The sequence below is a fragment of the Cellulomonas sp. KU4C genome, assembly GCF_056868065.1.
Map to the genome: position 1 here is coordinate 3,651,740 of NZ_CP200322.1, position 24,570 is coordinate 3,676,309.

A 24,570-nucleotide genomic window follows, 5' to 3' on the forward strand; every position below is an offset into this window, starting at 1 on the left:
ACGTCACCCGGCGAGGTCGAGGGTTCATGACCGGACGGGGGGGCTGAAACCCTCGACCTCGCGCGAAACCCTCGACCTCACGGGCGGAATCGCGGGCCGCGCGCGAGGGCGCGGGCGACGCGGGCGGCCAGCGCGCGCGGGGCGCGGAGGTCGTCCCAGGTGACGCGGAGCACACGCCAGCCCTCGTCCTCGACGGCGTCCTGGCGGCGCTTCTCCGCGAACACCGCCTCCGGCGCCGTGCTGCCGAGCTCCCCGGAGTACTTCACGAACCCGTCGAACTCGAGGCCGACCCGGTGCGCCACCCAGCCGAGGTCGAGGAACGCGCGGCCGAGCCGGGTGCGGACCTCGACCTGGAGGTCGGGCTCCGGCAGGCCCTGGTCGTGCAGGTGGTACCGCACGAGCGTCTCGCCGGGCGACTCGGACCGACCGTCAGCCCGCGCGAGGACGGCACGGGCTGCGACGACACCCCGGCCCCCGGCGCGACCGCGCACCAGGTCGGCGACCGCCAGCCGGTCCGCCCCGAGCCGCAGCGCCGAGTCCGCGACGACCAGCGCGCGGTCCGCGCTCAGCGTCGCCGCGCAGTCGACGACCGTGCGCTCCAGCGCGGTCACCGGGAAGCCGCGCACCTGCGCCCGCTGGGCCGCCGGGAGCTCGCCGTGGTGCCGCACCAGCGCCTGCCGCGCGCCGGTCGGCCGGGTGGGCTGCGTGATGTGGACCTGCTCGGACAGACCGACGGTCGCGCAGCCCCACAGCAGCGCCGCCGACTCGTGGCTGAACCAGTGCGGCACGGACAGCTGCGCGTGGACCGCCTCGATGCGGGCCAGCGCACGCCGCCGGGTGTCCCGCGCCCGCCCCTGGGACGGGACGGTCGGCAGGTAGGCGCCCCACCGCACCCGCTCGAGCTGGCCCCGGGCCCGGCCCCGCGCGACGACCGCCGCTCCCGCGCGCCGCGCGAGCACGACCGCCGCCCCCTCTGCGACGTCCCCTGCCGCTGCGTCGACTCTCCCGGGCTCCACCACCATCCGGGCACTCTCCCCCACCACCCCCGCCCAGCCCACCCCCGCGCCCGCACCTGTGGACAGACGTCGGCCGAGGTCGAGGGTTTCGCACGGATCCGGGGGCTGAAACCCTCGACCTCGCGTGAAACCCTCGACCTCGGCCGGCGACCTGGCTAGATGGTCTGCCAGGTGGGCTTGAGGGCGTAGGTCTCGCGGTAGTACGCGGCCAGCTGGAGGCGGCTGGCGGCGGCCTCGTCGACCAGGATCGTCGCGTGCGGGTGGTGCTGGAGGATCGTGCCGGGCCACATCGCCGTGACCGGGCCCTCGACGAGGTGGTGGATCGCCTCCGCCTTCTGCTTGCCGGACGCGAGCAGCACGACGTGCCGCGCCGACATGACCGTCGCCAGGCCCTGGGTCAGGCAGTGGGTCGGGACGCGGCTCACGTCGCCGTCGAAGAACCGGGCGTTGTCCTCGCGGGTCTGGCGGGTGAGCGTCTTGATCCGGGTGCGGGACGCGAGCGACGAGCCGGGCTCGTTGAACGCGATGTGGCCGTCGGTGCCGACCCCGAGCAGCTGCACGTCCACGCCGCCGGCGTCGGCGATGGCCGTCTCGTAGGCCGCGCAGGCCGCGGGCAGGTCCTCGGCGAGGCCGTCGGGGCCGTGCACGTCGGCCGCCGCGATGTCGACGCGGGACGCGAACTCCTTCTCGATGACGTTGCGGTACCGCTCGGGGTGCTCGAGCGGCAGCCCGACGTACTCGTCGAGCATGAACGCGCGCACCCCGGCGAACGACAGCCCCTCCTGCGCGTGCCGGCGCGCCAGCTCGTCGTAGACGGCGAGCGGGCTGGACCCCGTCGCGATCCCGAGGACCGCGTGCCGTCCCTCGGCGGCGCGGGCCCGCAGCGCGCGCTCCACGGCGTCGGCGGCGAGGCGCGCGAGCTCCGGCCCGGGTGCGATGACGACCTCCATCAGGACTCCTTCCGTCCGGCCAGCGCGGCGCCCACGGCACCCACCGGCACTCCCTCCGGCGCGAGCGTGACCCGCTGCGCCATGTGCATCGCGGCCAGGAACGCCGAGTCCCGGGCCGAGCGGTCCAACGACGCGCGCACGACCGCCAGCAGCGGCTCACCGAGCTTCCCGGACCCCGCCGCCGATCACCACGTGGGCGACGTCGGTGGTCAGGAGCAGCACGCGCACGGCGGAGGCCACGGCGTCGGCGAACCGGTCGCGCACCCCCACCGCCTCAGCATCCCCGGCCTCGGCCGCCGCGAACAGGGCCACCGGCGCGGGCCGGTCGCCCGGTCCGGGCCACGCGGCGGACAGGGCGCCGCCGGAGGCGTACTGCTCGAGGCACCCGCGCTGCCCGCAGGGGCAGGGCAGCCCGCCGGGCACGTGCACGAGGTGGCCGATCTCCCCCGCCGCTCCCCCGGCCCCGCGGCGCAGCCGGCCGTCGAGCACCAGCCCCGCGGCCAGCCCCGTGCCGAGGGCGAGGAACGCGAGGTCTGGGGTGCCGGGCAGCAGGTGCGCGACACCGAGGGCGGCGGCGTTGAGGTCGTTCTCGAGGACGACGGGCACGCCGCCGACGGCGCGGGACACCACGTCCGCGAGCGGCACGCCGGCGTCGATGCCGAGGTTGACGGCGTGCTCGACGCAGCCCGCGACGGGGTCGACGATGCCCGGCAGCCCGAGCCCGACGCCGACCAGGTCGTCCGGCACCAGGCCCGCGTCGGCGACCAGCCGGCGCACCGCCTCGGCGGCGACGGCGGCGACCCCCTCGGCGCCCCGCGGCGTCGGCAGCCGCAGCCCCGGTCCAGCGGTGCCGTCCGGCGCGACCAGCACGCCGAGCGTCTTGGTCCCGCCGACGTCCAGCCCGACGGACCAGCCCGCGGACGGCCGCACGTCGTCGGTCCCCGGGTGCGCGCCGGAGCGCGGCCAGGTCATCAGCTCGTCCACGTCAGCCCTTCACCGCTCCGGACACCAGTCCCGACGTCATCCTGCCCTGCACGAGCAGGAAGAACACGATCACGGGGACGGCGATCAGCGTGGACGCGGCCATCACCTCGCCCCAGTCGACGCCGCGGTTCGCGGACGACGCGAGGAACGAGCGCAGCCACAGCGGCAGGGTGCGCGAGGACTCGGACTGCAGGGCGATGAGCGCGACGGTGAACTCGTTCCACGCCTGCAGGAACGCGTACACGCCGGACGCGACCAGACCGGGGGCGAGCAGCGGGAACGTGATCCGCAGGAACGCCTTCGTCCGGCTGAGCCCGTCGACCATCGCGGCCTCCTCGAGCTCGATCGGCACGCCGGCGACGAAGCCCCGCAGCATCCAGATCGTGAAGGGCACCACGGCCGCGGTGTAGAGGATCGAGACCCCGACGACGCTGTTGAGCAGGTTGACCGAGGACAGCATCTTGTACTGGGCGATGAACAGGCCCTCGGCGGGCAGCATCTGCACGAACAGCACCGCGACGACGAACGTCAGCCGCCCGCGGAACCGGAACCGGCTGATCGCGAGCGCCCCGAGGAACGCGAACGCCAGCACGGCGACGACCGTCACCGCGGTGATCGCGAGGCTCATCTGCAGCGCCCCGGTGAACCCCGACCCGTCGAGCACCGACCGGTAGTTGCCGAGCGTCGCACCGGTGGGCAGGAACGTGGGCGTCGCCGACCGGAGCCGTGCGGCGGGCAGCAGCGAGGACAGCACCATCCAGTAGACGGGGAACGCCCAGACGACCGCGACGCCGACCGCGAGCACGCCGAGCAGCACGCGCCGGACCCGGCGGGCGGTGCGGCCACCGGCGGCGCCGCGCGGGGCGGGCGCCACGGGGCCGGCGGGGGTGCCGGCGCGGGCCGGCTGCGCGGCGAGCGGCCCGCGCGACGAGGTGGTGGCGCTCACGCGTCCTCCTTCAGCAGGTTCCGGACGTAGGGCCAGCTCAGCAGCACGGTCAGCGCGAGGACGAAGATCGACACCGCGGCGGCGCCGGCGAAGTCCTGCCGGCCGATGCCGAGCTCGAAGATGAAGTTGCCCAGCAGGTTGGTCTCGCTGACGGGCGCGCCGCTGTCCTGCAGCAGCCGGATCTGGGCGAACACCCGCAGGTCCCAGATGATCTGCAGCAGCAGCACGATGGACAGCACGGGGCGGATCAGCGGCAGCGTGATGTTCCACAGGATCCGGGCCGGGCCGGCGCCGTCGATACGGGCGGCCTCCAGCACCTCGTCGGACACCTGGGTGAGCGCGGCGTAGACGGACAGCGCCACGAACGGCACCGACATCCACACGATGATGACGGTCGCGACGAAGAAGAACGACAGCGGCTGGGCGAGCCACGCGTGCCCGGCGTACTGGTCGAACCCGAGCTGGACGAGCAGCCAGTTCACGACGCCGGTGCGCCAGTCGAACAGCCACTTCCACACCGTGACGGCCGCGACCATCGGCATCGCCCAGGCCAGCAGCAGCGCCACCTGCAGCACGATGCGGACCGCGGGGTGCACGGCCTTCATCAGCAGCGCGAGCAGCACCCCGATGCCGACCGTGACGAACGCGTTGACCAGGCAGAACAGGATGGACCGGGCGACGACGGCCCAGAGGCGGTCGTCGGTGAAGATCCGCGCGTAGTTGTCGAGGCCGACGAAGGTCGGCGGCTGGCCGAACTGCTGGGCGAGCCCGAACTCCTGCAGCGACGTCACGACCTGCCAGAACACGGGGTAGCCGAGGCCGGCGACGAGCACCGCGACGGCGGGCAGCAGCAGCAGGTACGGGGTGAGGCGGGGGCCCCGGCGGCGGGCGGCCGGGGCGGCCGACGGCGGCGCGGTGCGCTCCGCGGTGGGCGCGGTCATGCGGTTCTCCTCACGGACGACGGGCGGACGGTCCCGGCCGCGGGGCGGGGGGTGCCCCGCGGCCGGGTCGCGTCACTGGCCGTTGAGCATCGGCGTGATGCGCTCGTCGTACTCGGCGGCCAGCGCGGTCACGTCACCGCCCTCGGCGATCGCCTGGAACAGCTCCTCGTAGACGAACGCGGCCTCGACCGCCGCCCAGCCGGGCGCGGCCGGGGTGAGCTTGGACGCCTTCGCGGTCTCGATCATCGTGGTGGCGAACTCGTCGTCGCCGAGCGAGTCGACGTACTGGGAGTTGGCCGGGCCGAGCCCGTTCTCGCCGAGCATCTGCTGGTACTCGGGCGAGAAGATGATCCGCAGCAGGTTCTCGGACAGCTCGGGGTGCTCGGACTTCGCCGAGATCGCGATGTTCGAGCCGCCGGCGAACACCGGGGCGATGCCGCCGTCGACGCCCGGGAGGGCGAAGATGCCGAACTTCGCGGTGTCCGCCATGCCGTCGCGGACCTCCTCGCCGTCGTCGTTCGTCGTGAGGTCGCCGATGGACCAGCGGGCCCAGCCCGGCGCCATGATCGTGGCGGCGGCCGGTGCGGCGCCGTCGGTGCCGTCGTTCAGGAAGTCCCAGTAGGCGACGTCCCGCTCGGTGGCCGGCACCTTCGACGAGCCCTGGTAGACGGCCTGCCACTGCTCGAGCCCGGTGATGGTCTTCGGGTCGGACAGGGTGGACGTCCACTCGCCGCCGTCCTCGGTGGCGAGCTCGCCGCCGTTGGCGAACACCCAGGAGATGCCGTTGCGCCAGTCCTGGCCGCCGATGGCGAAGCCCGACTGGGTGCCGGAGGTGAGCGCGGTGGCCGCGTCCTGGAACTCGGCGAGGGTCGTCGGCTTCTCCAGCCCGGCCGCGGACCAGAGGTCGGCGCGGTAGAACATGTAGCGCGAGCCGAAGTAGTACGGCAGCGCGTAGTTCTTGCCGTCCGCCTGGCCGACCTCGACGAACGAGGGCAGCAGGTCGTCGCCGCCGAGCTCGTCGTACAGGGGCGTGAGGTCGCGGAACGCGCCGATGGTCGTGAACGTCGGCGACTGGGTGTTGCCGATCTCGACGACGTCCGGGGTGTTCGCCGCGTCGGGCAGGGCCGTCGTGAGCTTGGTGACGACGTCCGCCCAGTCCTGCTCCTCGATGACGAGGGTCGAGCCGGGGTTCTCCTCGGCGAACGTGGTCGTGAGGTACTCGCGCAGCTCGTCCGGCGTGTCCGCGCCGTTGAGCCAGAGCGTGATCTCGGCGCCCTCGGGGGTGCCGTCCGAGCCGGTCGCGGGGTCGTCGCCGCCTGCCGAGCAGGCGGTCAGCGCGAGCGCCGCCGCCACACCGGCGGCTGCCATCCGTACGATCTTCACGTTGGTGTTCCTCCCTGATGCGAGGCGAGGCCGGTCGGCGTCGCCGGGGGTGGTGAGTACCAGCACTGCAGGCGGTCGGCTCGGGGTCGTCACGTGACCCCGAGCTGACCGGACAGCACGAGGGCCGCGGCGCCCGAGAGCGCCCCGTCCTCGTCGAGCGCACCCATCCGCAGCACCAGGTCCTCCCCCAGCAGGGGCATGATCCGGGCGTGGACGGTGGCGAGCGCGGCGTCCCGCAGGGGTCCGTCGAGCAGCTCCGGGGGGCCGGAGAGCAGGACCTCGGCGAGGTTGAGCGCACTGACGACGGGCGCGAGCGCGAGGCCCAGCTTCCGTCCGACCGACGCGAGGACCGCGTCGGACTCCTCGGGGGTGCGGCCGGCGGTGGCGCGGCGCAGGGCGGGCAGCGACAGCAGGGTCTCCAGGCAGCCGGTGCGCCCGCACGCGCAGTCGCGCGGCAGCGGGTCGCCGGCCCGGACGTCGCGGTCGTCGACCACGGTGACGTGGCCGATCTCGCCGGCGGCGTGCGCGCGACCCCGGACGAGCGCGCCGTCCAGGACGATGCCCGCGCCGACGCCCTGGCCGACGGTGATGACCATGAGCCCGGAGCCGGTCGCGCCGCCGTAGGTGTACTCGCCGAGCGCGTGGGTGTTGGCGTCGTTGGCGACGTGCACGGGCACGCCGAGCCGCTCGGTGAGCCGGGCGGCGAGCGGGAGGTCGTACCAGCCGCGGTTGGGGGCGGCGACGACGACGCCGGCGGAGTCGATGACGCCGGGCGAGCCGATGCCGACGCCGACCACGGGCCGGTCGGCGGCGGCGAGCAGCTCGCGGCACAGGTCCTCGAGCACGGCGACGGCGTCCTCCCCCGTGCGGCCGTCGAGCGACACGGTGCGCCGCGCGGCGACGGTCCCCGTGAGCGTCATGACCGCGCCGCGCAGGCTCGCGTCGTCGGCGAGGTCGACGGCGACGACGTGGAACTCCTCGGTGCGCATCCCGACGAGGGTCGCGGGCTTGCCGACCCGTCCCTCGGACCGGACGCCCAGCTCCTCCGCCAGGCCCTCGGCGATGAGGACGGACACCAGGTCGGAGACGGTGACGCGGGTGAGGCCGGTGCTGCGGGCGAGGTCCGCCCGCGACGACGGGCCCTGGTGGAACAGGTGCTGGAGGACCATCGCGCGGTTGTGGGCCCGGGCGTGCTCGGGGAGCACCTTGGTGGTGGGGCGCAGCGTGCGTCCCGCACCCCGGAGGGGGCCGGACCGCGTCGTCGTGGTCATGTTTGTTAGTAGACCTTCCTTACTAATGCCGGTCAAGGGGTTCGTGTGACCGTGACCACATCGTGACCGCGCGTTCACCGCGGCGACACGGGACCGGGAATGCCCGTCCGACCAGCGACGCTTGCACCGGCATGGAGCTCGGTCTGTACACGTTCGGCGACATCCACCCCGACCCGGTCAGCGGCGCACGCACCTCCCCCGCGCAGCGGCTGCGCGACGTCCTGGAGCGGGTGCGCCTCGCCGAGGAGGTCGGCCTCGACCACGTCGGCATCGGCGAGCACCACCGGCCCGACTACGCGATCTCCTCCCCCGCGACGGTCATCGCCGCCGCGCTCGCGCAGACCGAGCGGATCAGCGTCGGCTCCGCGGTGACCGTGCTGTCCACCGAGGACCCGGTCCGCGTCTACCAGCAGTTCGCGACGATGGACCTGCTGTCCGGGGGCCGCGTCGAGCTGCTGGCCGGGCGGGGCTCGTTCATCGAGTCGTACCCGCTGTTCGGCGCCTCCCTGGACGACTACGACGCGCTGTTCGAGGAGAAGATCGCGCTGCTGCTCCGGATCGACCGCGGCAACCCCGTCACCTGGTCCGGCCGGTTCCGCAGCCCGCTGCACGCCGCCGAGATCCTGCCCCGCCCCACCGGCGACCACCTGCGGATCGCCGTCGCGACCGGCGGCAACCCGGCGTCCTCCGAGCGCGCCGGCCGCCTCGGGCTGCCCGTGTCGTACGCGATCATCGGCGGCCGGCCCGCCGACTTCGCCGGGCTGGTGCGGCTCTACCGACGCACGCACGCCGAGGCGGGCCACGACCCCGCGACCGCCCGCGTCGAGGTCGCCGGCATGGGGTTCGTCGCCGACGACGCCAAGGGCGCCCGCGACTTCTTCTTCCCCTACTGGCTCGACTCGATGCGCCGGATCGCCGCCGAGCGCGGGTTCGCGATCCCGAACCGCATCGCCTTCGAGTCCCAGGCCGCGCGCGGCGGGGCGTACTTCGTGGGCCACCCCGAGGAGGTCGCGGAGCGCATCGTGGCCCTGCACGAGGTGCTCGGCCACGACCGGCAGATCTTCCAGATGGACCTCAGCGGCGTCCCCCAGCGCGAGAGCCTGCGGGCGATCGAGCTCCTGGGCACCCGCGTCGCCCCGCTGGTCCGCGCGGCGCTGGCGGGTTGACGGCGGCGGCCGAGGCCGAGGTCGAGGTCGAGGGTTTCAGGCGAGGTCGAGGGTTTCAGCGGGGGTCCGGGTCACGAACCCTCGACCTCACCGGGGCGGGACGGGGCGGGACCGGCTCGCGGCCCAGCCGAGGGCGCCGGGGTGGCGGACGGAGAGCGTGGCGACGCGCGTCGCCTCGGTCAGGGCCGCCGGGAGGGGCTCGCCGCGGGCCAGCGCGGCCGCGAGGGCGCCGTGCAGGACGTCGCCGGCGCCGAGGGTGTCGACCACCTCCCGCGCGGGGACCGGGGCGACGTCCACGTCCGCCGGGGCCCCGCCGCGCTCGACGTACCGCAGCGGCCCACCGCCGGCGGAGCGGGCCGCCGACGCCACCGGCCACTGGGCCAACACGTCCGCGAGCACGTCCGCGCCGCCGCCGAGCCCGCTGGCCGGCCCCCCGCCGTCCCCGCCGTCCGGCAGCCGGAAGTCGGCGGACAGCACCGCGTGGTCCACGTGGGCCAGCAGGTCACCGAGCCCGGGCTTCCACGAGCCGCCGTCCAGCGCGACGGGGACGCCCGCAGCCCGCGCGGCGGCCGCGACCGGGACCGCCGCGCCCCGGTGGTGCCCGTCGACGAGCAGCGCCGTCGCGCCGTCGAGGACCCCGTCCGCGAGCGCCGCCCGGGCCGCCGCGCCGAGGTCGGGCGTCCCGGTGCCGTTCACCGACGCCACGGCCCGCTCCCCCGTCGCGCGGGTCACCAGCACCGTGGACACCGGCGGCGTCGCGCCGGTCCCGCGGGCCAGGTCGACCACCTCGACGCCGGCGTCCCGCAGCCCGGCGCGCACGAGGTCCGCGACCGGCCCCGAGCCGACGGCCGTCACCAGCCGGGCCGGGACGCCGAGGGCGACCGCCGTGGCAGCGGCGTTCGCCGCCGGTCCGCCGAACCGCACGTCCAGGCCGTCGGCGACCACCTTCTGGTCCGGGCCCGGCACGGCGTCGACCGTCTGGACCACGTCGAGGGTCACGAGTCCGCAGCAGACCAGCATCGGGGGGCGCACCCGACCATCCTGCCGCCACCGGGTCCGGGTACGGGCCCGCCGGGCCCGACGTCCTGCCCGCGACCGCACCGGACGCGGATACGGTGTGCGGTGGAAGACCTGAGATCTCGAGAGGGACACCCGTGAGCACTCCCGTGGACGCCACCACCACATCCGCCTGGACCGCGCTGACCGCGCACCGCGCCGACCTGACCCCGGACCTGCGGGGCTGGTTCGCCGCCGACCCGGAGCGCGCCGAGCGCCTGACCCGGCAGGTGGGCGACCTGACCGTCGACCTGTCGAAGAACCTCGTCACCGACGAGACGCTGGCGCTGCTGACCCGGCTCGCGGACGAGGTGGACCTGTCGGGCCGCCTGGCCGCGATGTTCGCGGGCGAGCACATCAACGTCACCGAGGACCGCGCCGTGCTGCACACCGCGCTGCGCCGCCCCGCGGACGCCGAGCCGCCGCTGGTCGTGGACGGCCAGGACGTCGACGCGGACGTGCAGGAGGTGCTGGCGAAGGTCGGCGCCTTCGCGGAGAAGGTGCGCTCCGGCGAGTGGACCGGCGTGACCGGCGAGCGCGTCGACACCGTCGTGAACATCGGCATCGGCGGCTCGGACCTGGGCCCGGTGATGGCGTACGAGGCGCTGAAGCCGTACGTGCAGGACGGACTCGAGGTCCGGTTCGTGTCGAACATCGACCCGACCGACCTGGCGGAGAAGGTCAAGGACCTCGACCCGGCGACGACGCTGTTCATCGTCGCGTCGAAGACGTTCGGCACGCTGGAGACCCTGACCAACGCGCGGCTCGCCCGCGACTGGCTGTGGCAGGGCCTGATCGCGTCGCGCGCGATCGAGGACACCGACGAGGCCCGCACCGGCGCCGTCGCGCAGCACTTCGTCGCCGTGTCGACCGCGCTGGACAAGGTCGCGGCGTTCGGCATCGACCCGCAGAACGCGTTCGGGTTCTGGGACTGGGTCGGCGGCCGCTACTCGGTGGACTCCGCGATCGGCACGTCGCTGGCCATCGCGATCGGCCCGGACGCGTTCGGCGAGCTGCTCGAGGGCTTCCACACGGTCGACGAGCACGTCCGCACCACGCCGTTCGAGCAGAACGTGCCCGTGCTCATGGGCCTGCTGAACGTCTGGTACGTCAACTTCATGGACGCGCACACGCACGCCGTCCTGCCGTACGCGCAGTACCTGCACCGGTTCCCGGCGTACCTCCAGCAGCTGACGATGGAGTCGAACGGCAAGTCGGTCCGCTGGGACGGCACCCCCGTCACCACGCAGACCGGCGAGGTGTTCTGGGGCGAGCCCGGCACCAACGGCCAGCACGCGTTCTACCAGCTGATCCACCAGGGCACCCGGCTGATCCCGGCGGACTTCATCGCGGTCGCCAACCCGGCGCACCCGCTCAAGGACGGCGGCACCGACGTGCACGCGCTGTTCCTCGCGAACTTCTTCGCGCAGACCAAGGCGCTGGCGTTCGGCAAGACCGCCGACGAGGTCCGCGCCGAGGGCACCGCGGAGGAGATCGTCCCGGCCCGCGTGTTCTCCGGGAACCGGCCGACGACGTCCGTCCTCGCGCCGTCCCTGACCCCGGCGGTGCTCGGCCAGCTCATCGCGCTGTACGAGCACATCACGTTCGTGCAGGGCGTCGTGTGGGGCATCGACTCGTTCGACCAGTGGGGCGTGGAGCTCGGCAAGAAGCTCGCGCTCGAGATCGCCCCGGCGGTCGAGGGCGACACCGACGCGCTCGCCGGGCAGGACCCGTCGACGCGGTCGCTGATCGCCCGGTACCTGGAGCTGCGCACCGAGGCCTGAGCGCCCCGGCACCGACGACGGGCCCCGGACGACCACGCGTCGTCCGGGGCCCGTCGTCGGCGGCGGCGTCAGCTCCCGGCACCCACCGGGACCTCGTCGTCGAGCGCGTCGTGGTCGCCGCTCGCCGGGTGCGGGACGGCCGAGTCGTCCGGGCCGTCCGGGTCGCTCGGCGCCGCGACGGGCACCCCCGACCCGATCCGCATGCCGGCGAACGACCGGTGCACGAACGCCGCGGAGGCCACGAAGAACACCGCCGCGAGCACGTGCACCAGCGTCCCGTGCCCCTGCGCGGTGAGGCTGACGGCCAGCTCGACGGCCAGCAGCCCGAACAGCGTCGTGAACTTGATGACCGGGTTCAGCGCGACCGACGAGGTGTCCTTGTACGGGTCGCCCACGGTGTCGCCGACGATCGTGGCGTCGTGCAGCGGCGTGCCCTTCGCGGCGAGGTCGACCTCGACGATCTTCTTGGCGTTGTCCCAGGCCCCGCCGGCGTTCGCCATGAAGATCGCCTGGTACAGCCCGACCACGGCGATCGAGACCAGGTAGCCGATGAAGAAGAACGGCTCCACGAACGCGAACGCCAGCGTCGCGAAGAAGATCGCCAGGAAGATCGTCAGCATCCCGCGCTGGGCGTACTGCGTGCAGATCTCCACGACCCGCCGGGAGTCGGCCTCGCTCGCGCGCGTGCTCCCGTCCAGGCGGATCGTGCCCCGGATGAACTCCACCGCGCGGTACGCGCCCGTGGTGACCGCCTGGATCGACGCGCCGGTGAACCAGTAGACGACCGCACCGCCGGTGACCAGGCCGAGCAGGAACGGCGGGTGCAGCAGGGACAGGTTCGCCAGCCCGGTCGTCAGGCCGTCGGTGAGGCTCATGATGATCGAGAAGATCATCGTGGTGGCCCCGACGACCGCGGTGCCGATCAGCACCGGCTTGGCGGTGGCCTTGAACGTGTTGCCCGCGCCGTCGTTCTCCTCGAGCATCCGCTTGGCGGGCTCCCACTGCGGGTCGACGCCGTGCTCGCGACGGAGCTCGTCCGCGGCGCCGGGCTCCTGCTCGAGCAGCGACAGCTCGTACACGCTCTGGGCGTTGTCCGTGACGGGCCCGTAGGAGTCGACCGCGATCGTCACCGGTCCCATGCCGAGGAACCCGAACGCCACCAGCCCGAACGCGAACACCGCGGGCGCGAGCATCACCTGGTCGAGCCCCTGCTCGGAGATGAGGTACGCGCCGCCCATCAGGCCGACGACGGTCATCCCGAGCCAGTACGCGGAGAAGTTCCCCGCGACGAGCCCGGACAGGATGTTCAGCGAGGCGCCGCCCTCGCGCGAGGACGCGACGACCTCCCGGACGTGCCGGCTGCTCGTCGAGGTGAACACCTTGACCACCTCGGGGATCACCGCGCCCGCCAGGGTGCCGCAGCTGACGATCGACGCGACCTTCCACCACAGCCCGCCGGCCGGGTCCAGCCGGCCGAGGACAGCCCAGGTCGTGAGGTAGGTGAACCCGATGCTGACCAGCGACGTCAGCCACACCAGCGTCGTGAGCGGCCGCTCGAAGTCCATCCGGTCGGCGGCGGCGTACCGGGCGCGGGTCCACGCGTCGTTCGCGACGTACGACACCCCGGACGCGATGACCATGACCGCCCGCAGCACGAACAGCCAGACCAGCAGCGTGGCCTGGGTCAGGGGGTCGTCGACGGCCAGCAGCACGAACGTGACCAGCGCGACCCCGGTGACCCCGTAGGTCTCGAACCCGTCGGCGCTCGGCCCCACGGAGTCGCCGGCGTTGTCGCCCGTGCAGTCCGCGATGACGCCGGGGTTGCGGGCGTCGTCCTCCTTGATCTTGAACACGATCTTCATCAGGTCCGACCCGATGTCCGCGATCTTGGTGAAGATGCCGCCGGCGATCCGCAGCGCCGACGCGCCCAGGGACTCCCCCACCGCGAACCCGATGAAGCACGCACCCGCCACGTCGGCGGGCAGCAGCAGGAGGATGACGAGCATGAGCAGCGAGCTCGAGGCTGATGAGGACCATGCCGATCGACATCCCGGACTGCAGCGGGATCCGGTGCACGGGCAGCGGCCGGCCGCGCAGCGACGCGAACGCCGTGCGGGAGTTCGCGAACGTGTTGACCCGGATGCCGAACCACGCGACGGCGTACGAGCCGGCCATGCCGAGCAGGCTGAACCCGATGATGGTCGCGACCCGGCCCCAGCCGAACCCGACGAGCACCCGGTAGTACACGACGATCACCGCGGCGATGAACACCCAGAGCAGCAGCAGGAACCGGCCCTGCTGGACGAGGTAGGTCCGGCACGTGGCGTAGATCAGCTCGGAGACCTCGCGCATCGACCGGTGCACGGGCAGGCGCCGGAGCCGCGCGGCGGTCACGACCCCGAAGCCCAGGCCGAGCACGCACACGAGCATCCCGATGCCGAGCAGCAGCCGGCCCGGCACGCCGCCGAGCACGGTCACGGCGCCGAGGTCGGGCAGCACCAGCGCGGCCTCGCCGCCGTGCGCACCCGCGTCGCCGGCGGAGGCCGAGGCGCAGCCCGCGAGGACGGGGAGGAGCGCCGCGGCGGCGACGGCCGGGCGGACCCGCCGTCGGCGACCGACGTCCCCCGGCGGACGCACCGCGCCGCGGGTCGAGGAGGAGGTGGTTCCGGTCCGGACGTCGTCGTTCACGGTGGGTTCCCTGGTGAGAGCGCCTTCGCTGCCACTCTCGACGCTAGGACCGCACCCGCCGGGCCGGGGGTGACCTACGGCCCGGGACGTCGGTCCCGGCCACGGCCCGCCCGGGCGCGCGGCGGCACCGATCCCCGGGGGTCGGGGCGAGGCGCCGGGACGAACGGCCCGGCGGCGGTCAGGACCAGCGCCCGAGCCGCTGCGCGAGCAGCGCGACCGCGACCGGCCCCGCCGTCGACGTCCGCAGCACGTGCGGGCCGAGCCGCACCGTGACGGCGCCGGCCTCGACCAGCGCGTCGACCTCCTTCGCGGAGATGCCGCCCTCGGGTCCGACGACCACCAGCACCTCGGCGGCGGTCCCCTCGGTGGGGACGGCCGCCTCCGCGAGCGGCACCGTCGCCTCCTCGTGCAGCACCAGCACCGCGCCCCCGGCCGCGACGACCTCGCGGGTGCGGCGCGCGAGCGCGGTGGTGTCGACGGACAGCTCGACCTCGGGCACGTGCGCCCGACGGGCCTGCTTCGCGGCGGTGCGCACGGTCGCGAGCCAGCGGGCGCGGCTCTTCGCGGCCCGGTCGCCGCGCCACACGACGATCGACCGCTCCGCCTGCCAGGGCACGACGCCGTCCGCGCCGACCTCGGTGCCGGCCTCGATCGCCATCTCGTCCCGGTCGCCCTTGGCGAGCGCCTGGACCAGCAGCAGCCGCGGGGTGCTCGCGGGCTCGACGACGACCTCGCGCACCCGCAGGTGCACGCCCTCGGGCGCCACGTGCTCGACCTCGCCGACCAGCCGGGTGCCGGCGCAGTCCACGACGTCGACCCGCTCCCCCGGGGCGCGCCGCTGGACGACGCCCGCGTGCCGGCCCTCGGTGCCGTCCAGCAGGTAGGTCCCGCCGGCCGCGACCCCGTCGAGGGCGCCCGGCTCGGCCAGGAACACCGGTGCCGTCACGCGTCAGCGCCCGGCGAGCTTGTCGCGCAGCTTCGCGAAGACGCCGCCGCCCGATGCCGACAGGCGCGCGTCGGGGCGCTCCTCGTCGCGCAGCACGGCCAGCTGGCGCAGCAGGTCGACCTGCTGCTCGTCCAGCCCCGTGGGCACCTGGACGTCGACGTGCACGTGCAGGTCGCCGCGGCCGCCCGCGTGCAGGTGCCCGACGCCGAGGCCCCGCAGCGTGACGACCTGGGCCGGCTGGGTGCCGGGGCGCAGGTCGACCTCCTGCGGGCCGTCGAGGGTGTCCAGCGTCAGCACCGTGCCGAGCGCGGCGGCCGTCATCGGGACGTGCAGCGTGCAGTGCAGGTCGTCGCCCTCACGCAGGAACGTGTCGTGCTTGCGCTCCCGGACCTCGAGGTAGATGTCGCCCGCGGGGCCGCCGGCGGGGCCGACCTCGCCCTGCGCGGTGAGCTTGATCCGGGTGCCGGTGTCCACGCCCGCGGGGACGTCGACCTCGAGCACGCGGCGCGAGCGGACGCGGCCCTCGCCGGCGCACTCGGTGCAGGGCTCGGGGATGACGGTGCCGAACCCGTGGCACGCCGCGCAGGGCTGGGACGTCATGACCTGGCCGAGGAACGACCGGGCGACGCGCTGCACGGAGCCGCGCCCGCCGCAGACGTCGCAGGTGCGGGGCGACGTGCCGGGGCGGCAGCAGGAGCCGTCGCAGGTCGGGCAGACCACGGCGGTCTCGACGGGGACCTCGCGGTGCGTGCCGAAGGTCGCCTCCGCCAGGTCGATGTCGAGCCGGACCAGGGCGTCCTGGCCGCGCCGGGCGCGCGGGATCGGGCCGCGCTGGGCGCCCGCGCCGGCCGCGGCGCCGAAGAACGTCTCGAAGATGTCCTGGAAGCCGAAGCCACCGCCCATCCCGCCGCCGTTCGGCGACGACGGGTCGGCGCCCATGTCGTACATCCGGCGCTTCTCGGGGTTGGACAGCACCTCGTACGCGCGGGACACGTCCTTGAACCTGTCCTCCGAGCCCGCCTCGGCGCCCGCGACGTCCGGGTGCAGCTCGCGGGCCAGCCGGCGGTACGCCTTCTTGATCTGCTCGGGCGTGGCCTCGCGGTCCACGCCGAGGACCTCGTAGTAGTCGCTCACTCGTCACACTTCCTGTACGGGTCGGTCGCGCGCGTCGACGCGGGTCATCGGGGGTGCCGGCGCCACGGGCGCGGCGAGGGGCCGGGCGCTCACCCGGCGAGGATCCGGGACAGGTACCGGGCGACGGCGCGGACCGTCGCGATCGTCCCGGGGTAGTCCATCCGCAGCGGGCCGACGGACCCGATCCGGGCGACCGCCGTGCCCGCGCCGCCCTCGTCCCCGCCGTAGCCGGTGGTGACGAAGCTCGTCTCCACCAGGCCCTCGTGCTGGGTCTCGCGCCCGATGCGGACCGAGACCGTCGCCTCGTCCTCCGCCATCTCGGTCAGCAGCCGGAGCAGGACGACCTGCTCCTCCAGCGCCTCGAGCACGGGGCTGACGTGCCGCGCGAACTCGGGACCGCCGCCGCGCACCAGGTTCGCGGTGCCCGCGAGCACGACGCGCTCCTCGCTCTCCCGGGCCAGCGTGTCCTCGACGACGCCGACGACGGCGTGCACCAGCGCGCCCTCGGCGGGCGGGAAGTCGTCCGCGAGGTCGCGCAGCGCGGTGCCGAGCTCGGCGAGCCGCCGGCCGGCCGCCGCGACGTTCAGGCGCGTCCGCAGCCGGGCGACCACCTCGAGGTCCAGCGGGGTCGCGAGCTCGAGGGTGCGCTGCTCGACGCGCCCGTGGTCGGTGATGATGACCACCAGCAGGTGCTGCGCACCGACGGGCACGAGCTCCACGTGCCGCAGCGCGGTGCGGCGCAGCGACGGGTACTGCACGACGGCGACCTGGTGGGTGAGCTGCGCGATGAGCCGCACGGAGCGGTCGACCACGTCGTCCAGGTCGACCGCGTCCTCCATGAACGTCTCGATGGCGCGGCGCTCGGGGGCGGACAGCGGCTTGACGGTCGCGAGCCGGTCGACGAACAGCCGGTAGCCCTTGTCCGTCGGCACCCGGCCCGCGGAGGTGTGCGGCTGCACGATGTAGCCGGACTCCTCGAGCGCGGCCATGTCGTTGCGGATGGTCGCGGGCGACACCCCGAGGGAGTGCCGCTCCACCAGCGCCCGGGAGCCCACGGGCTCCCGCGTGGCGACGTAGTCCTCGACGATGGCGCGCAGCACGTCCAGCCTGCGGTCCTCGCTCACGGTCACCTCCCCAGCCTCGCACGACACCGGTAGCACTCGCCCGGCACGAGTGCCAATTCTACGCGTCCGCGCGGGCGGGTGCTCAGCCCCGCCCGGCCGCGGGCACGGCGTCGTGCGTCACGTCCCGGTGCCGCTCCCGGAGGTCCACGACGCCCACAACGAGCGCGACCGCCACCAGCGCGACCGTCAGCAGCAGGGCGCGCCCGGCGGCCACCCCGCCCTCGACGCCCGCGGCCAGCGCGGCGTAGTAGGTGGACAGCGCGACCGCGACACCGAGCGCCGACCCGACCCGCTGCCCGACCTGGAGCATGCTCCCGGCGACACCGGCCCGGTCGACCGGCACCCGGGCGAGCGTGAGCGTCTGGTTCGGCGCGATGACGAGCCCGCTGCCGGCCCCGGCGACCATCTGGGTCGCCGCGAGCGCGAACGCCACCGCGGGCGGGTCGACCAGCCGGATCACCAGGTCCGAGCCGATCAGGCCGAGCAGCACCAGGACCAGGCCGACGACCACGACGCCCCGCCCGCGCTCGGCGACCAGCCGGCCGGACTGCTGCGCCGCGACGGCCGACGCGATGGCGAACGGCATCCCGACCAGCCCGGCCTGCAACGGCGTGTACCCGGCGATCTGCTGCAGGTACAGCGTCACCACGAGGAACACCGCCGTGAACCCCGCGAAGTACGCCATGCCCAGCAGGGCGCCGTTGCGGAACGCGGGCTCGCGCAGCACCCGCGGGTCGAGCACCGCCGCGCCCGTGCGCCGCTGGTACGCCCGCTCCCACAGCACCGTCGCGACGGCGAGCACGGCGGCCACCGCGAGCCACCACCACCGGGTCGGGTCGTCGCCGCCCGCCCCGGTCGTGGTGACGAACGGCACCATCACGGCGGCCGTGGTCAGCGCGACGAGCACCAGCCCCGGCACGTCGAGCCGCGGCCGACCGCTCGGCCCGACGATCCCCGACATCGCCCCGGCGGCCCGGCGCGGCAGGAACCTCACCGCGAGCGGCAGCACCACGGCGATCACCGGCACGTTCACGAAGAACACCCACCGCCAGCCGTGCTCCGCGCCGGCCACCTGGATGATGAGACCGCCCAGCGCCGGGCCGATCGCCGTCGACACCCCGATGGTCGCCCCGAAGTAGCCGAACGCCTTGCCGCGCTCGTACCCGGTGAACAGCTGCTGGATCGTCCCGACCACCTGCGGGTTCAGCAGGCCGGCGCTGACGCCCTGGAGCAGCCGCATCACCGCCAGCACCTCGTCGGTCTGCGCGAGGCCCGCGCCGAGGCTGGTCAGGGCGAACCCGGAGAGGCCGGCCAGGAAGATCCCGCGCCGGCCCCGGGCGTCGCCGAGCCGGCCCGCGGGCACCAGCACCAGGCCGAACGCGAGCGTGTACCCCGCGACGATCAGCTGGAGCTGGCTGGCGCCGGCGTCGAGGCTGCGCTCGATGGACGGCAGCGCGACGTTCACGATGGAGACGTCGAGCATCGTGATGAAGCCGATCGCCAGGCAGACCCCGAGGGCGCGCCAGCGGTGCGGGTCGGGAGCGGGCTGGTCGGTGGCCGGCTGCCCGGCGGGGGTGGATGTCACCGACGTGTCGTACCACGCCCGCGCCGCACCGGCACCTAGGCTGCCGCGGGTGACCGACCGCTACGGACCCGACGTCCTGTCCGCCGCCTCCGCCCGGACGCACCGCCGCCCCACCTCCCAGCCGGTGGCCGCGGACCGCGGGCTCGTCGTCGAGGAGGTCACCACCGGCTGGGTCGGGGCCGTCGTGCGCGTCGAGAAGTCCGGCGGCGAGCACGTCGTCGTCCTCGAGGACCGGCGCGGGAAGACCCGCACGTTCCGGCTCGGGCCGGGGTTCTGGGTCGACGGCAAGCCCGTCGAGCTCACCGCCCCGAAGGCCGCCGCGCCCACCGGCCCGAAGCGGACCGCGTCCGGGTCGCTCGCCGCCCCCGACCAGCGCGCCCGCGTCGCCCGCGGCAGTCGCATCTGGGTCGAGGGCAAGCACGACGCCGAGCTGGTCGAGAAGGTCTGGGGCGACGACCTGCGCGCCGAGGGGGTCGTCGTCGAGCTGCTGGACGGCGTCGACAACCTGGTCGACGCCCTGCACGAGTTCCGGCCCGAGCGGGGCCGGCGGGTCGGCGTGCTGGTCGACCACCTGGTGCCCGGGTCCAAGGAGCAGCGGATCGCCGACGAGGCGCTGCGCGGCGTCCCCCGCGACACCGTGCTGGTGCTCGGCCACCCCTACGTCGACGTGTGGCAGGCCGTGCGGCCCGAGCGGATCGGGCTGACGTCCTGGCCGACCATCGAGCGCGGCACCGAGTGGAAGCGCGGCATCCTGCGCGAGCTCGGCTGGCCCGCGGACGAGCAGGCCGACGTGGCGCGCGCCTGGCAGCGGATCCTGCGCAGCGTCCGGAGCTACGCCGACCTGGAGCCGTCGCTGCTCGGCCGGGTCGAGGAGCTGATCGACTTCGTCACCGCCCCCTGACCGCGGGGGCGGTGACGACGCGTCACGGCGCGACCGGCTCCTGCTGGAGGCGGCGGTACACGTAGGTGGTCGCGAGCAGGCCGACCGGCGCGGACACCAGGTACCCGATGCCGCACAGGGCGTTGCCGACGAGGTTCGCCGCGTAGACCCCGAGGAACAGCAGGAGCACCACCTGGAAGTGCTGGGTCACCAGCCGGAAGCTCGCCTTGATCGAGTCGACCGGGGACAGCTCGCGGTCCAGGACGAAGAACAGGGCGAACTGCGCGAGGAACGCGAACACCAGGCCCGGGACGACGAACAGCAGCGAGCCGATCCCGGTGCCCACGCCGACGAGCAGCACCGTCAGCACCACGGGGCCGAGCCGCTCGAACCGGAAGAACGTCCCGACGGTGATCCGCTGCCCGTCCGCGACCGCGAGCGACGCCCGGATGACGCCGGCCTGCAGGAACGTCGTCAGCAGCACGAGGATCGCGAGCGTGAGCAGGTACCCGAACGTCAGCGCGGCCCCCGCCCCGTTGCTGATGTTGCCGTACTCGTCGGTGCTCGCGACCGCACCGCCGACCAGCACCGAGAACGCGATGACGGTGACCACGACGACGACCGCGGCGTACGCCAGCACGCCGAGCACGATCGCCACGGCGTTCTGCGTGAACTTCGCCCAGGCCCAGGTGAACGCGTCGCCGACGCCGGTGGAGGCGCCGCCGGGCTGGGCGGACCCCGGGGCGCCGGGCGGCGGGCCGTAGCCGGACGGGGGCGGGTAGGCGCCGGGCGGGGGGTACGCGCCGGCGGGGGGCGGGTAGGCACCGGAGGGCGGCGGCGTGGCGCCGACGGGCGGCGGCGTGGCGCCCGCGGGCGGGACCGGCTCCTCGTCGCGCGGCGGGTTGCCGGGGTTCTCGGTCATCGCGGGGCCTCCTGGGTGCGGACGACCATCGCCCGTCCGGCCAGCGAACCGGGACGGCCGTCCGCGTGTCAAGGACCGCTCGTCCGGTGGAAAAGGGGACAAAAGACCCGGTCGTGCCGCTACGCTTCGTCCGCCGTAGTCACGACACGCCCGAGGAGACCCATGTCCTACCCCCCGCAGCCTCCCGTCGCCGGTCAGCCCCCGCTGCGACCCGACGAGGAGCGCACCTGGGCGCTGCTGTCCCACCTGGGCGGCATCCTGTTCGGGTTCATCCCCAGCCTGGTCGTCTGGCTCGTGTTCAAGGGTCGCGGCCAGTTCCTGGAGGACCAGGCCAAGGAGGCCCTGAACTTCCAGATCGCCCTGACCATCGCCTACGTCGCGGCGTCGATCCTCACCGCGGTCACGTTCGGCATCGCGTCGCCGCTGCTGTTCGTCGTGTGGGGCGCCGGCATCGTGTTCGCGATCCTCGCCGCCGTCGCCGTGAACAAGGGCGAGTGGTACCGGTACCCGGTCACCCTGCGTCTGGTGAAGTGACCCGGGCCTGACCCCGGACGAGGGGGACGTGCTGCCCGGTGCGCCGGGCGGCACGTCCCCCTGCTCGTGGCGTCGCCGGGGTCAGGCCGTGAGCGTGCGGACGACCGTGTCGGCCAGCAGCCGGCCGCGGCGGGTGAGCCGGACCCGCGCGGGGGCGTCCGAGCCGAGCGCCGCGCGGGGGTCGACGAGGCCGTCGGCCACCAGGCCCGCGACCGCCGTCCGTGCGGCCGGGTCCAGCGCGGCCAGCGGCAGGCCCTCGTCGAGCCGGACCCCGAGCATCACCTGCTCGAGCCGCGCCGCGTCGCCCGCGACGGTCTCCCGCCCGGCGGCCGGGCTCAGCCCCTCGGCGAGCCGCGCCGCATAGGTGCGCGGGTGCTTGACGTTCCACCACCGCACGCCGCCGACGTGGCTGTGCGCGCCGGGGCCCACGCCCCACCAGTCGTCGCCGCGCCAGTAGGCGAGGTTGTGCCGGCACGCCTGCTCCGGCGTGCGCGCCCAGTTGCTCACCTCGTACCAGTGCAGGCCGGCCTCGGTCAGCAGGTCGTCGGCGAGCTCGTACTTCGCGGCCTGGTCGTCCTCGTCGGGGAGGGTCAGCAGGCCGCGCTTGACCTGCACGGCCATCCGCGTGCCCTGCTCGACCACCAGGGCGTACGCCGACACGTGGTCGACGCCGGTCGCGAGCGCGGTCTCCAGCGACGCGCGCCAGTCGTCGAGCGACTCCCCCGGCGTGCCGTAGATCAGGTCGAGCGACACCGCGAGCCCCGCGTCGCGGGCCCACCGGACCACGTCCGGGATGCGGCGCGGGTCGTGGGTGCGGTCGAGGGTCGCCAGCACGTGCGGGACCGCGGACTGCATGCCGAACGACACCCGCGTGAACCCGCCGCGCGCCAGCTCGGCCAGCGACTGCGGGGTCACCGAGTCGGGGTTGGCCTCGGTGGTGACCTCGGCGTCCGCGGTGAGGCCCCAGGCGTCCCGGACCCCGCCGAGCATCCGCACCAGGTCCGACGGGGGCAGGACGGTGGGGGTGCCGCCGCCGACGAACACCGTCGACGCGGGGCGCGCCGGCAGACCGGCGTCGCGCAGCACCCGGCCGCCCAGCGCGATCTCCGCGAGGGCGGTGTCCGCGTAGGCGACCTGGCTGGCACCACCGCCGAGCTCGGTCGCGGTGTACGTGTTGAAGTCGCAGTACCCGCAGCGCACCGTGCAGAACGGCACGTGCAGGTACACGCCGAACCCGCGGTCGACGGCCCCTGCGCGGACCGAGTCCGGCAGCGCGCCGTCGTCCGGGGCGGCGTCGCCGTCCGGCAGCGCCGGGCTCACTTCTTCTTCGCGTCCTTGGCGTCCTTGGAGCTGCCCGCGGCCTCGGAGGTGAGCGCGGCGATGAAGGCCTCCTGCGGCACGTCGACCCGGCCGATGGTCTTCATGCGCTTCTTGCCCTCCTTCTGCTTCTCCAGGAGCTTGCGCTTGCGGGAGATGTCGCCGCCGTAGCACTTGGCGAGGACGTCCTTGCGGATCGCGCGGATGGTCTCGCGGGCGATGACGCGCGAGCCGACCGCGGCCTGGATCGGCACCTCGAACTGCTGGCGCGGGATCAGGTCCTTGAGCTTGGACGCCATCATGACGCCGTACGCGTAGGCCTTGTCCTTGTGCACGATCGAGCTGAACGCGTCGACCTGCTCGCCCTGCAGCAGGATGTCGACCTTGACGAGGTCCGCGACCTGGTCGCCGATGGGCTCGTAGTCGAGGCTGGCGTACCCGCGGGTGCGGGACTTCAGCTGGTCGAAGAAGTCGAATACGATCTCCGCGAGCGGCAGCGTGTAGCGCATCTCGACGCGGTCCTCGGACAGGTAGTCCATGCCCTGGAGGTCGCCGCGCTTGCCCTGGCAGAGCTCCATGATCGCGCCGATGAACTCGCTGGGCGCGAGGACCGTGGCCTTGACGACCGGCTCGCGCACCTCGCGGATCTTGCCGCCCGGGAACTCGCTCGGGTTGGTGACGGTGACGACCTGACGGTCCTCCATCGTCACCTCGTAGACCACGTTCGGGGCGGTCGAGATGAGGTCGAGGTCGAATTCCCGCTCGAGCCGCTCGCGGATGATCTCGAGGTGCAGCAGCCCGAGGAACCCGACGCGGAACCCGAAGCCGAGGGCGACCGAGGTCTCCGGCTCGTAGTTCAGCGCGGCGTCGTTGAGCTCGAGCTTGTCGAGCGCGTCGCGCAGCACCGGGTAGTCGGAGCCGTCGATCGGGTACAGGCCCGAGAACACCATCGGCTTCGGGTCGGAGTAGCCGCCGAGCGCCTCGGACGCGGGCTTCGACATGTTGGTGACGGTGTCGCCGACCTTGGACTGGCGCACGTCCTTCACGCCCGTGATGAGGTAGCCGACCTCGCCGACGCCCAGGCCCTTGGTGGGCACGGGCTCCGGGGAGATCACGCCGATCTCGAGCAGCTCGTGCGTGGCCTTGGTCGACATCATCGCGATCCGCTCGCGCGGGTTCAGGCTGCCGTCCTTGACCCGGACGTACGTGACGACGCCGCGGTACGTGTCGTAGACGGAGTCGAAGATCATGGCGCGCGCCGGGGCGTCCGGGTCGCCGGACGGCGCCGGGACCAGCTGCACGATCCGGTCGAGCAGCTCCTCGACGCCCGCGCCCGTCTTGCCCGACACCCGCAGGCAGTCGTCCGGGTCGCCACCGATGAGGCCCGCGAGCTCCTCGGCGTACTTCTCGGGCTGCGCGGCGGGCAGGTCGATCTTGTTCAGCACCGGGATGATCTGGAGGTCGTTCTCCATCGCCAGGTACAGGTTCGCGAGCGTCTGCGCCTCGATGCCCTGCGCCGCGTCGACCAGCAGCACCGCGCCCTCGCACGCCGCCAGCGACCGGGACACCTCGTACGTGAAGTCCACGTGGCCCGGGGTGTCGATCATGTTGAGCGCGTACGGCGTGTCCCCGAGCGCCCACGGCATGCGCACCGCCTGGGACTTGATGGTGATCCCGCGCTCGCGCTCGATGTCCATCCGGTCGAGGTACTGGGCGCGCATCGCCCGCGAGTCGACGACGCCGGTGAGCTGCAGCATCCGGTCGGCGAGCGTCGACTTGCCGTGGTCGATGTGCGCGATGATGCAGAAGTTGCGCAGGAGCTCCGGCGGGGTCGCCGCAGGGGCGATGCGCTGGGACTGGGCGGCGCTCGGGATCGGGGACACGTGCTCCCTCGGTTTCGCTGGGTCGGGATCAACCCCCATCGTCCCATGCCCGGGCCCGAA

The 24,570-nt window shown here is 74.1% G+C and carries 21 protein-coding genes and 1 pseudogene; 4 read left to right on the top strand and 18 right to left on the bottom strand.

Features of this window, described 5'->3' with window-relative positions:
* Nucleotides 1–77 precede the first annotated feature (77 nt).
* The 8 genes from AC1VL8_RS17370 to AC1VL8_RS17405 all read right to left on the bottom strand — a co-directional run bounded on the left by AC1VL8_RS17370 (nucleotide 78) and on the right by AC1VL8_RS17405 (nucleotide 7,491).
* Nucleotides 78–959, bottom strand: a complete 882-nt coding sequence (locus AC1VL8_RS17370; RefSeq protein ID WP_483076031.1) for a type IV toxin-antitoxin system AbiEi family antitoxin domain-containing protein — start codon at nucleotides 957–959, stop codon at nucleotides 78–80.
* A gap of 212 nt (nucleotides 960–1,171) precedes the next feature.
* Nucleotides 1,172–1,966 carry a glucosamine-6-phosphate deaminase gene (nagB, locus tag AC1VL8_RS17375; protein WP_483076032.1) on the bottom strand — a complete coding sequence of 265 codons (795 nt, stop codon included), beginning with the start codon at nucleotides 1,964–1,966 and terminating at the stop codon, nucleotides 1,172–1,174.
* Entirely contained in the window at nucleotides 1,966–2,106 is a 141-nt protein-coding gene (locus tag AC1VL8_RS17380) for a hypothetical protein (protein WP_483076033.1), read from the bottom strand. The genes nagB and AC1VL8_RS17380 overlap by 1 nt, the downstream gene beginning before the upstream one ends.
* A gap of 16 nt (nucleotides 2,107–2,122) precedes the next feature.
* On the bottom strand, nucleotides 2,123–2,950 hold the full coding sequence (locus AC1VL8_RS17385) for an ROK family protein (RefSeq protein ID WP_483076034.1): 828 nt from the start codon (nucleotides 2,948–2,950) through the stop codon (nucleotides 2,123–2,125).
* 1 nt (nucleotide 2,951) lies between these two features.
* The gene (locus AC1VL8_RS17390) at nucleotides 2,952–3,824 is read right to left on the bottom strand and encodes a carbohydrate ABC transporter permease (protein ID WP_389235527.1); all 873 of its coding nucleotides are present in this window, start codon (nucleotides 3,822–3,824) and stop codon (nucleotides 2,952–2,954) included.
* A 68-nt stretch (nucleotides 3,825–3,892) separates the two neighbouring features.
* Nucleotides 3,893–4,837: a carbohydrate ABC transporter permease gene (locus AC1VL8_RS17395; protein ID WP_483076035.1), complete on the bottom strand. Its 945-nt coding sequence runs from the start codon at nucleotides 4,835–4,837 to the stop codon at nucleotides 3,893–3,895.
* A 72-nt stretch (nucleotides 4,838–4,909) separates the two neighbouring features.
* The gene (locus AC1VL8_RS17400; protein WP_389235314.1) at nucleotides 4,910–6,205 is read right to left on the bottom strand and encodes an extracellular solute-binding protein; all 1,296 of its coding nucleotides are present in this window, start codon (nucleotides 6,203–6,205) and stop codon (nucleotides 4,910–4,912) included.
* Nucleotides 6,206–6,309: 104 nt separating this feature from the next.
* Nucleotides 6,310–7,491 (bottom strand): ROK family transcriptional regulator, encoded by a 1,182-nt coding sequence (locus tag AC1VL8_RS17405; RefSeq protein WP_483076036.1) that lies wholly within the window; start codon nucleotides 7,489–7,491, stop codon nucleotides 6,310–6,312.
* A gap of 131 nt (nucleotides 7,492–7,622) precedes the next feature.
* Here AC1VL8_RS17405 and AC1VL8_RS17410 point away from each other — a divergent pair, with 131 nt between their 5' ends.
* Nucleotides 7,623–8,657, top strand: a complete 1,035-nt coding sequence (locus AC1VL8_RS17410) for an LLM class flavin-dependent oxidoreductase (RefSeq protein WP_483076038.1) — start codon at nucleotides 7,623–7,625, stop codon at nucleotides 8,655–8,657.
* 87 nt (nucleotides 8,658–8,744) lie between these two features.
* On the opposite strand, the gene AC1VL8_RS17415 is transcribed toward AC1VL8_RS17410, so the two are convergent.
* A complete protein-coding gene (locus tag AC1VL8_RS17415; protein WP_483076039.1) occupies nucleotides 8,745–9,689 on the bottom strand; it encodes a PfkB family carbohydrate kinase in 945 nt (314 codons plus the stop codon).
* Between the two features lie 122 nt (nucleotides 9,690–9,811).
* On the opposite strand from AC1VL8_RS17415, the gene pgi reads away from it, so the two are divergent.
* On the top strand, nucleotides 9,812–11,497 hold the full coding sequence (pgi, locus tag AC1VL8_RS17420) for a glucose-6-phosphate isomerase (protein ID WP_483076040.1): 1,686 nt from the start codon (nucleotides 9,812–9,814) through the stop codon (nucleotides 11,495–11,497).
* 68 nt (nucleotides 11,498–11,565) lie between these two features.
* Here the strand turns inward: pgi and AC1VL8_RS17425 are convergent, their stop codons facing one another.
* The 6 genes and pseudogenes from AC1VL8_RS17425 to AC1VL8_RS17450 all read right to left on the bottom strand — a co-directional run bounded on the left by AC1VL8_RS17425 (nucleotide 11,566) and on the right by AC1VL8_RS17450 (nucleotide 18,974).
* Nucleotides 11,566–13,503 (bottom strand): sodium-translocating pyrophosphatase, encoded by a 1,938-nt coding sequence (locus AC1VL8_RS17425; RefSeq protein WP_483076041.1) that lies wholly within the window; start codon nucleotides 13,501–13,503, stop codon nucleotides 11,566–11,568.
* Nucleotides 13,504–13,564: 61 nt separating this feature from the next.
* Nucleotides 13,565–13,927, bottom strand: a pseudogene (locus AC1VL8_RS17430) (sodium/proton-translocating pyrophosphatase); the annotation flags it as partial.
* Between the two features lie 436 nt (nucleotides 13,928–14,363).
* Nucleotides 14,364–15,131, bottom strand: coding sequence for a 16S rRNA (uracil(1498)-N(3))-methyltransferase (locus AC1VL8_RS17435; RefSeq protein WP_483076042.1), 768 nt, complete (start codon nucleotides 15,129–15,131; stop codon nucleotides 14,364–14,366).
* Nucleotides 15,132–15,134: 3 nt separating this feature from the next.
* Nucleotides 15,135–16,265: a molecular chaperone DnaJ gene (gene dnaJ, locus AC1VL8_RS17440; RefSeq protein ID WP_389235291.1), complete on the bottom strand. Its 1,131-nt coding sequence runs from the start codon at nucleotides 16,263–16,265 to the stop codon at nucleotides 15,135–15,137.
* Between the two features lie 89 nt (nucleotides 16,266–16,354).
* Nucleotides 16,355–17,389: a heat-inducible transcriptional repressor HrcA gene (hrcA, locus tag AC1VL8_RS17445; protein WP_389235524.1), complete on the bottom strand. Its 1,035-nt coding sequence runs from the start codon at nucleotides 17,387–17,389 to the stop codon at nucleotides 16,355–16,357.
* 82 nt (nucleotides 17,390–17,471) lie between these two features.
* Nucleotides 17,472–18,974, bottom strand: a complete 1,503-nt coding sequence (locus AC1VL8_RS17450) for an MFS transporter (protein WP_483076043.1) — start codon at nucleotides 18,972–18,974, stop codon at nucleotides 17,472–17,474.
* A gap of 49 nt (nucleotides 18,975–19,023) precedes the next feature.
* Here AC1VL8_RS17450 and AC1VL8_RS17455 point away from each other — a divergent pair, with 49 nt between their 5' ends.
* Nucleotides 19,024–19,875: a DUF3097 domain-containing protein gene (locus AC1VL8_RS17455; RefSeq protein WP_483076044.1), complete on the top strand. Its 852-nt coding sequence runs from the start codon at nucleotides 19,024–19,026 to the stop codon at nucleotides 19,873–19,875.
* A 22-nt stretch (nucleotides 19,876–19,897) separates the two neighbouring features.
* On the opposite strand, the gene AC1VL8_RS17460 is transcribed toward AC1VL8_RS17455, so the two are convergent.
* Nucleotides 19,898–20,776, bottom strand: a complete 879-nt coding sequence (locus tag AC1VL8_RS17460) for a hypothetical protein (RefSeq protein ID WP_483076045.1) — start codon at nucleotides 20,774–20,776, stop codon at nucleotides 19,898–19,900.
* A 162-nt stretch (nucleotides 20,777–20,938) separates the two neighbouring features.
* On the opposite strand from AC1VL8_RS17460, the gene AC1VL8_RS17465 reads away from it, so the two are divergent.
* Nucleotides 20,939–21,310, top strand: a complete 372-nt coding sequence (locus tag AC1VL8_RS17465) for a DUF4870 domain-containing protein (protein ID WP_483076046.1) — start codon at nucleotides 20,939–20,941, stop codon at nucleotides 21,308–21,310.
* An 81-nt stretch (nucleotides 21,311–21,391) separates the two neighbouring features.
* Here AC1VL8_RS17465 and hemW read toward each other — a convergent pair whose 3' ends face one another.
* Together hemW and lepA are read right to left on the bottom strand one after the other, a co-directional pair.
* Nucleotides 21,392–22,630 carry a radical SAM family heme chaperone HemW gene (gene hemW, locus AC1VL8_RS17470; RefSeq protein WP_483076047.1) on the bottom strand — a complete coding sequence of 413 codons (1,239 nt, stop codon included), beginning with the start codon at nucleotides 22,628–22,630 and terminating at the stop codon, nucleotides 21,392–21,394.
* Nucleotides 22,627–24,510, bottom strand: coding sequence for a translation elongation factor 4 (gene lepA, locus AC1VL8_RS17475; protein ID WP_483076048.1), 1,884 nt, complete (start codon nucleotides 24,508–24,510; stop codon nucleotides 22,627–22,629). The genes hemW and lepA overlap by 4 nt, the downstream gene beginning before the upstream one ends.
* Nucleotides 24,511–24,570 lie beyond the last annotated feature (60 nt).

Bases quoted from the DNA above. Each gene is read 5' to 3' on its own strand.
- nagB (WP_483076032.1), bottom strand. From the start codon at position 1,966: ATGGAGGTCGTCATCGCACCCGGGCCGGAGCTCGCGCGCCTCGCCGCC.
- AC1VL8_RS17395 (WP_483076035.1), bottom strand. From the start codon at position 4,837: ATGACCGCGCCCACCGCGGAGCGCACCGCGCCGCCGTCGGCCGCCCCG.
- AC1VL8_RS17400 (WP_389235314.1), bottom strand. From the start codon at position 6,205: ATGGCAGCCGCCGGTGTGGCGGCGGCGCTCGCGCTGACCGCCTGCTCG.
- AC1VL8_RS17405 (WP_483076036.1), bottom strand. From the start codon at position 7,491: ATGACCACGACGACGCGGTCCGGCCCCCTCCGGGGTGCGGGACGCACG.
- AC1VL8_RS17410 (WP_483076038.1), top strand. From the start codon at position 7,623: ATGGAGCTCGGTCTGTACACGTTCGGCGACATCCACCCCGACCCGGTC.
- AC1VL8_RS17425 (WP_483076041.1), bottom strand. From the start codon at position 13,503: ATGCTCGTCATCCTCCTGCTGCTGCCCGCCGACGTGGCGGGTGCGTGC.
- AC1VL8_RS17460 (WP_483076045.1), bottom strand. From the start codon at position 20,776: ATGACCGAGAACCCCGGCAACCCGCCGCGCGACGAGGAGCCGGTCCCG.
- AC1VL8_RS17465 (WP_483076046.1), top strand. From the start codon at position 20,939: ATGTCCTACCCCCCGCAGCCTCCCGTCGCCGGTCAGCCCCCGCTGCGA.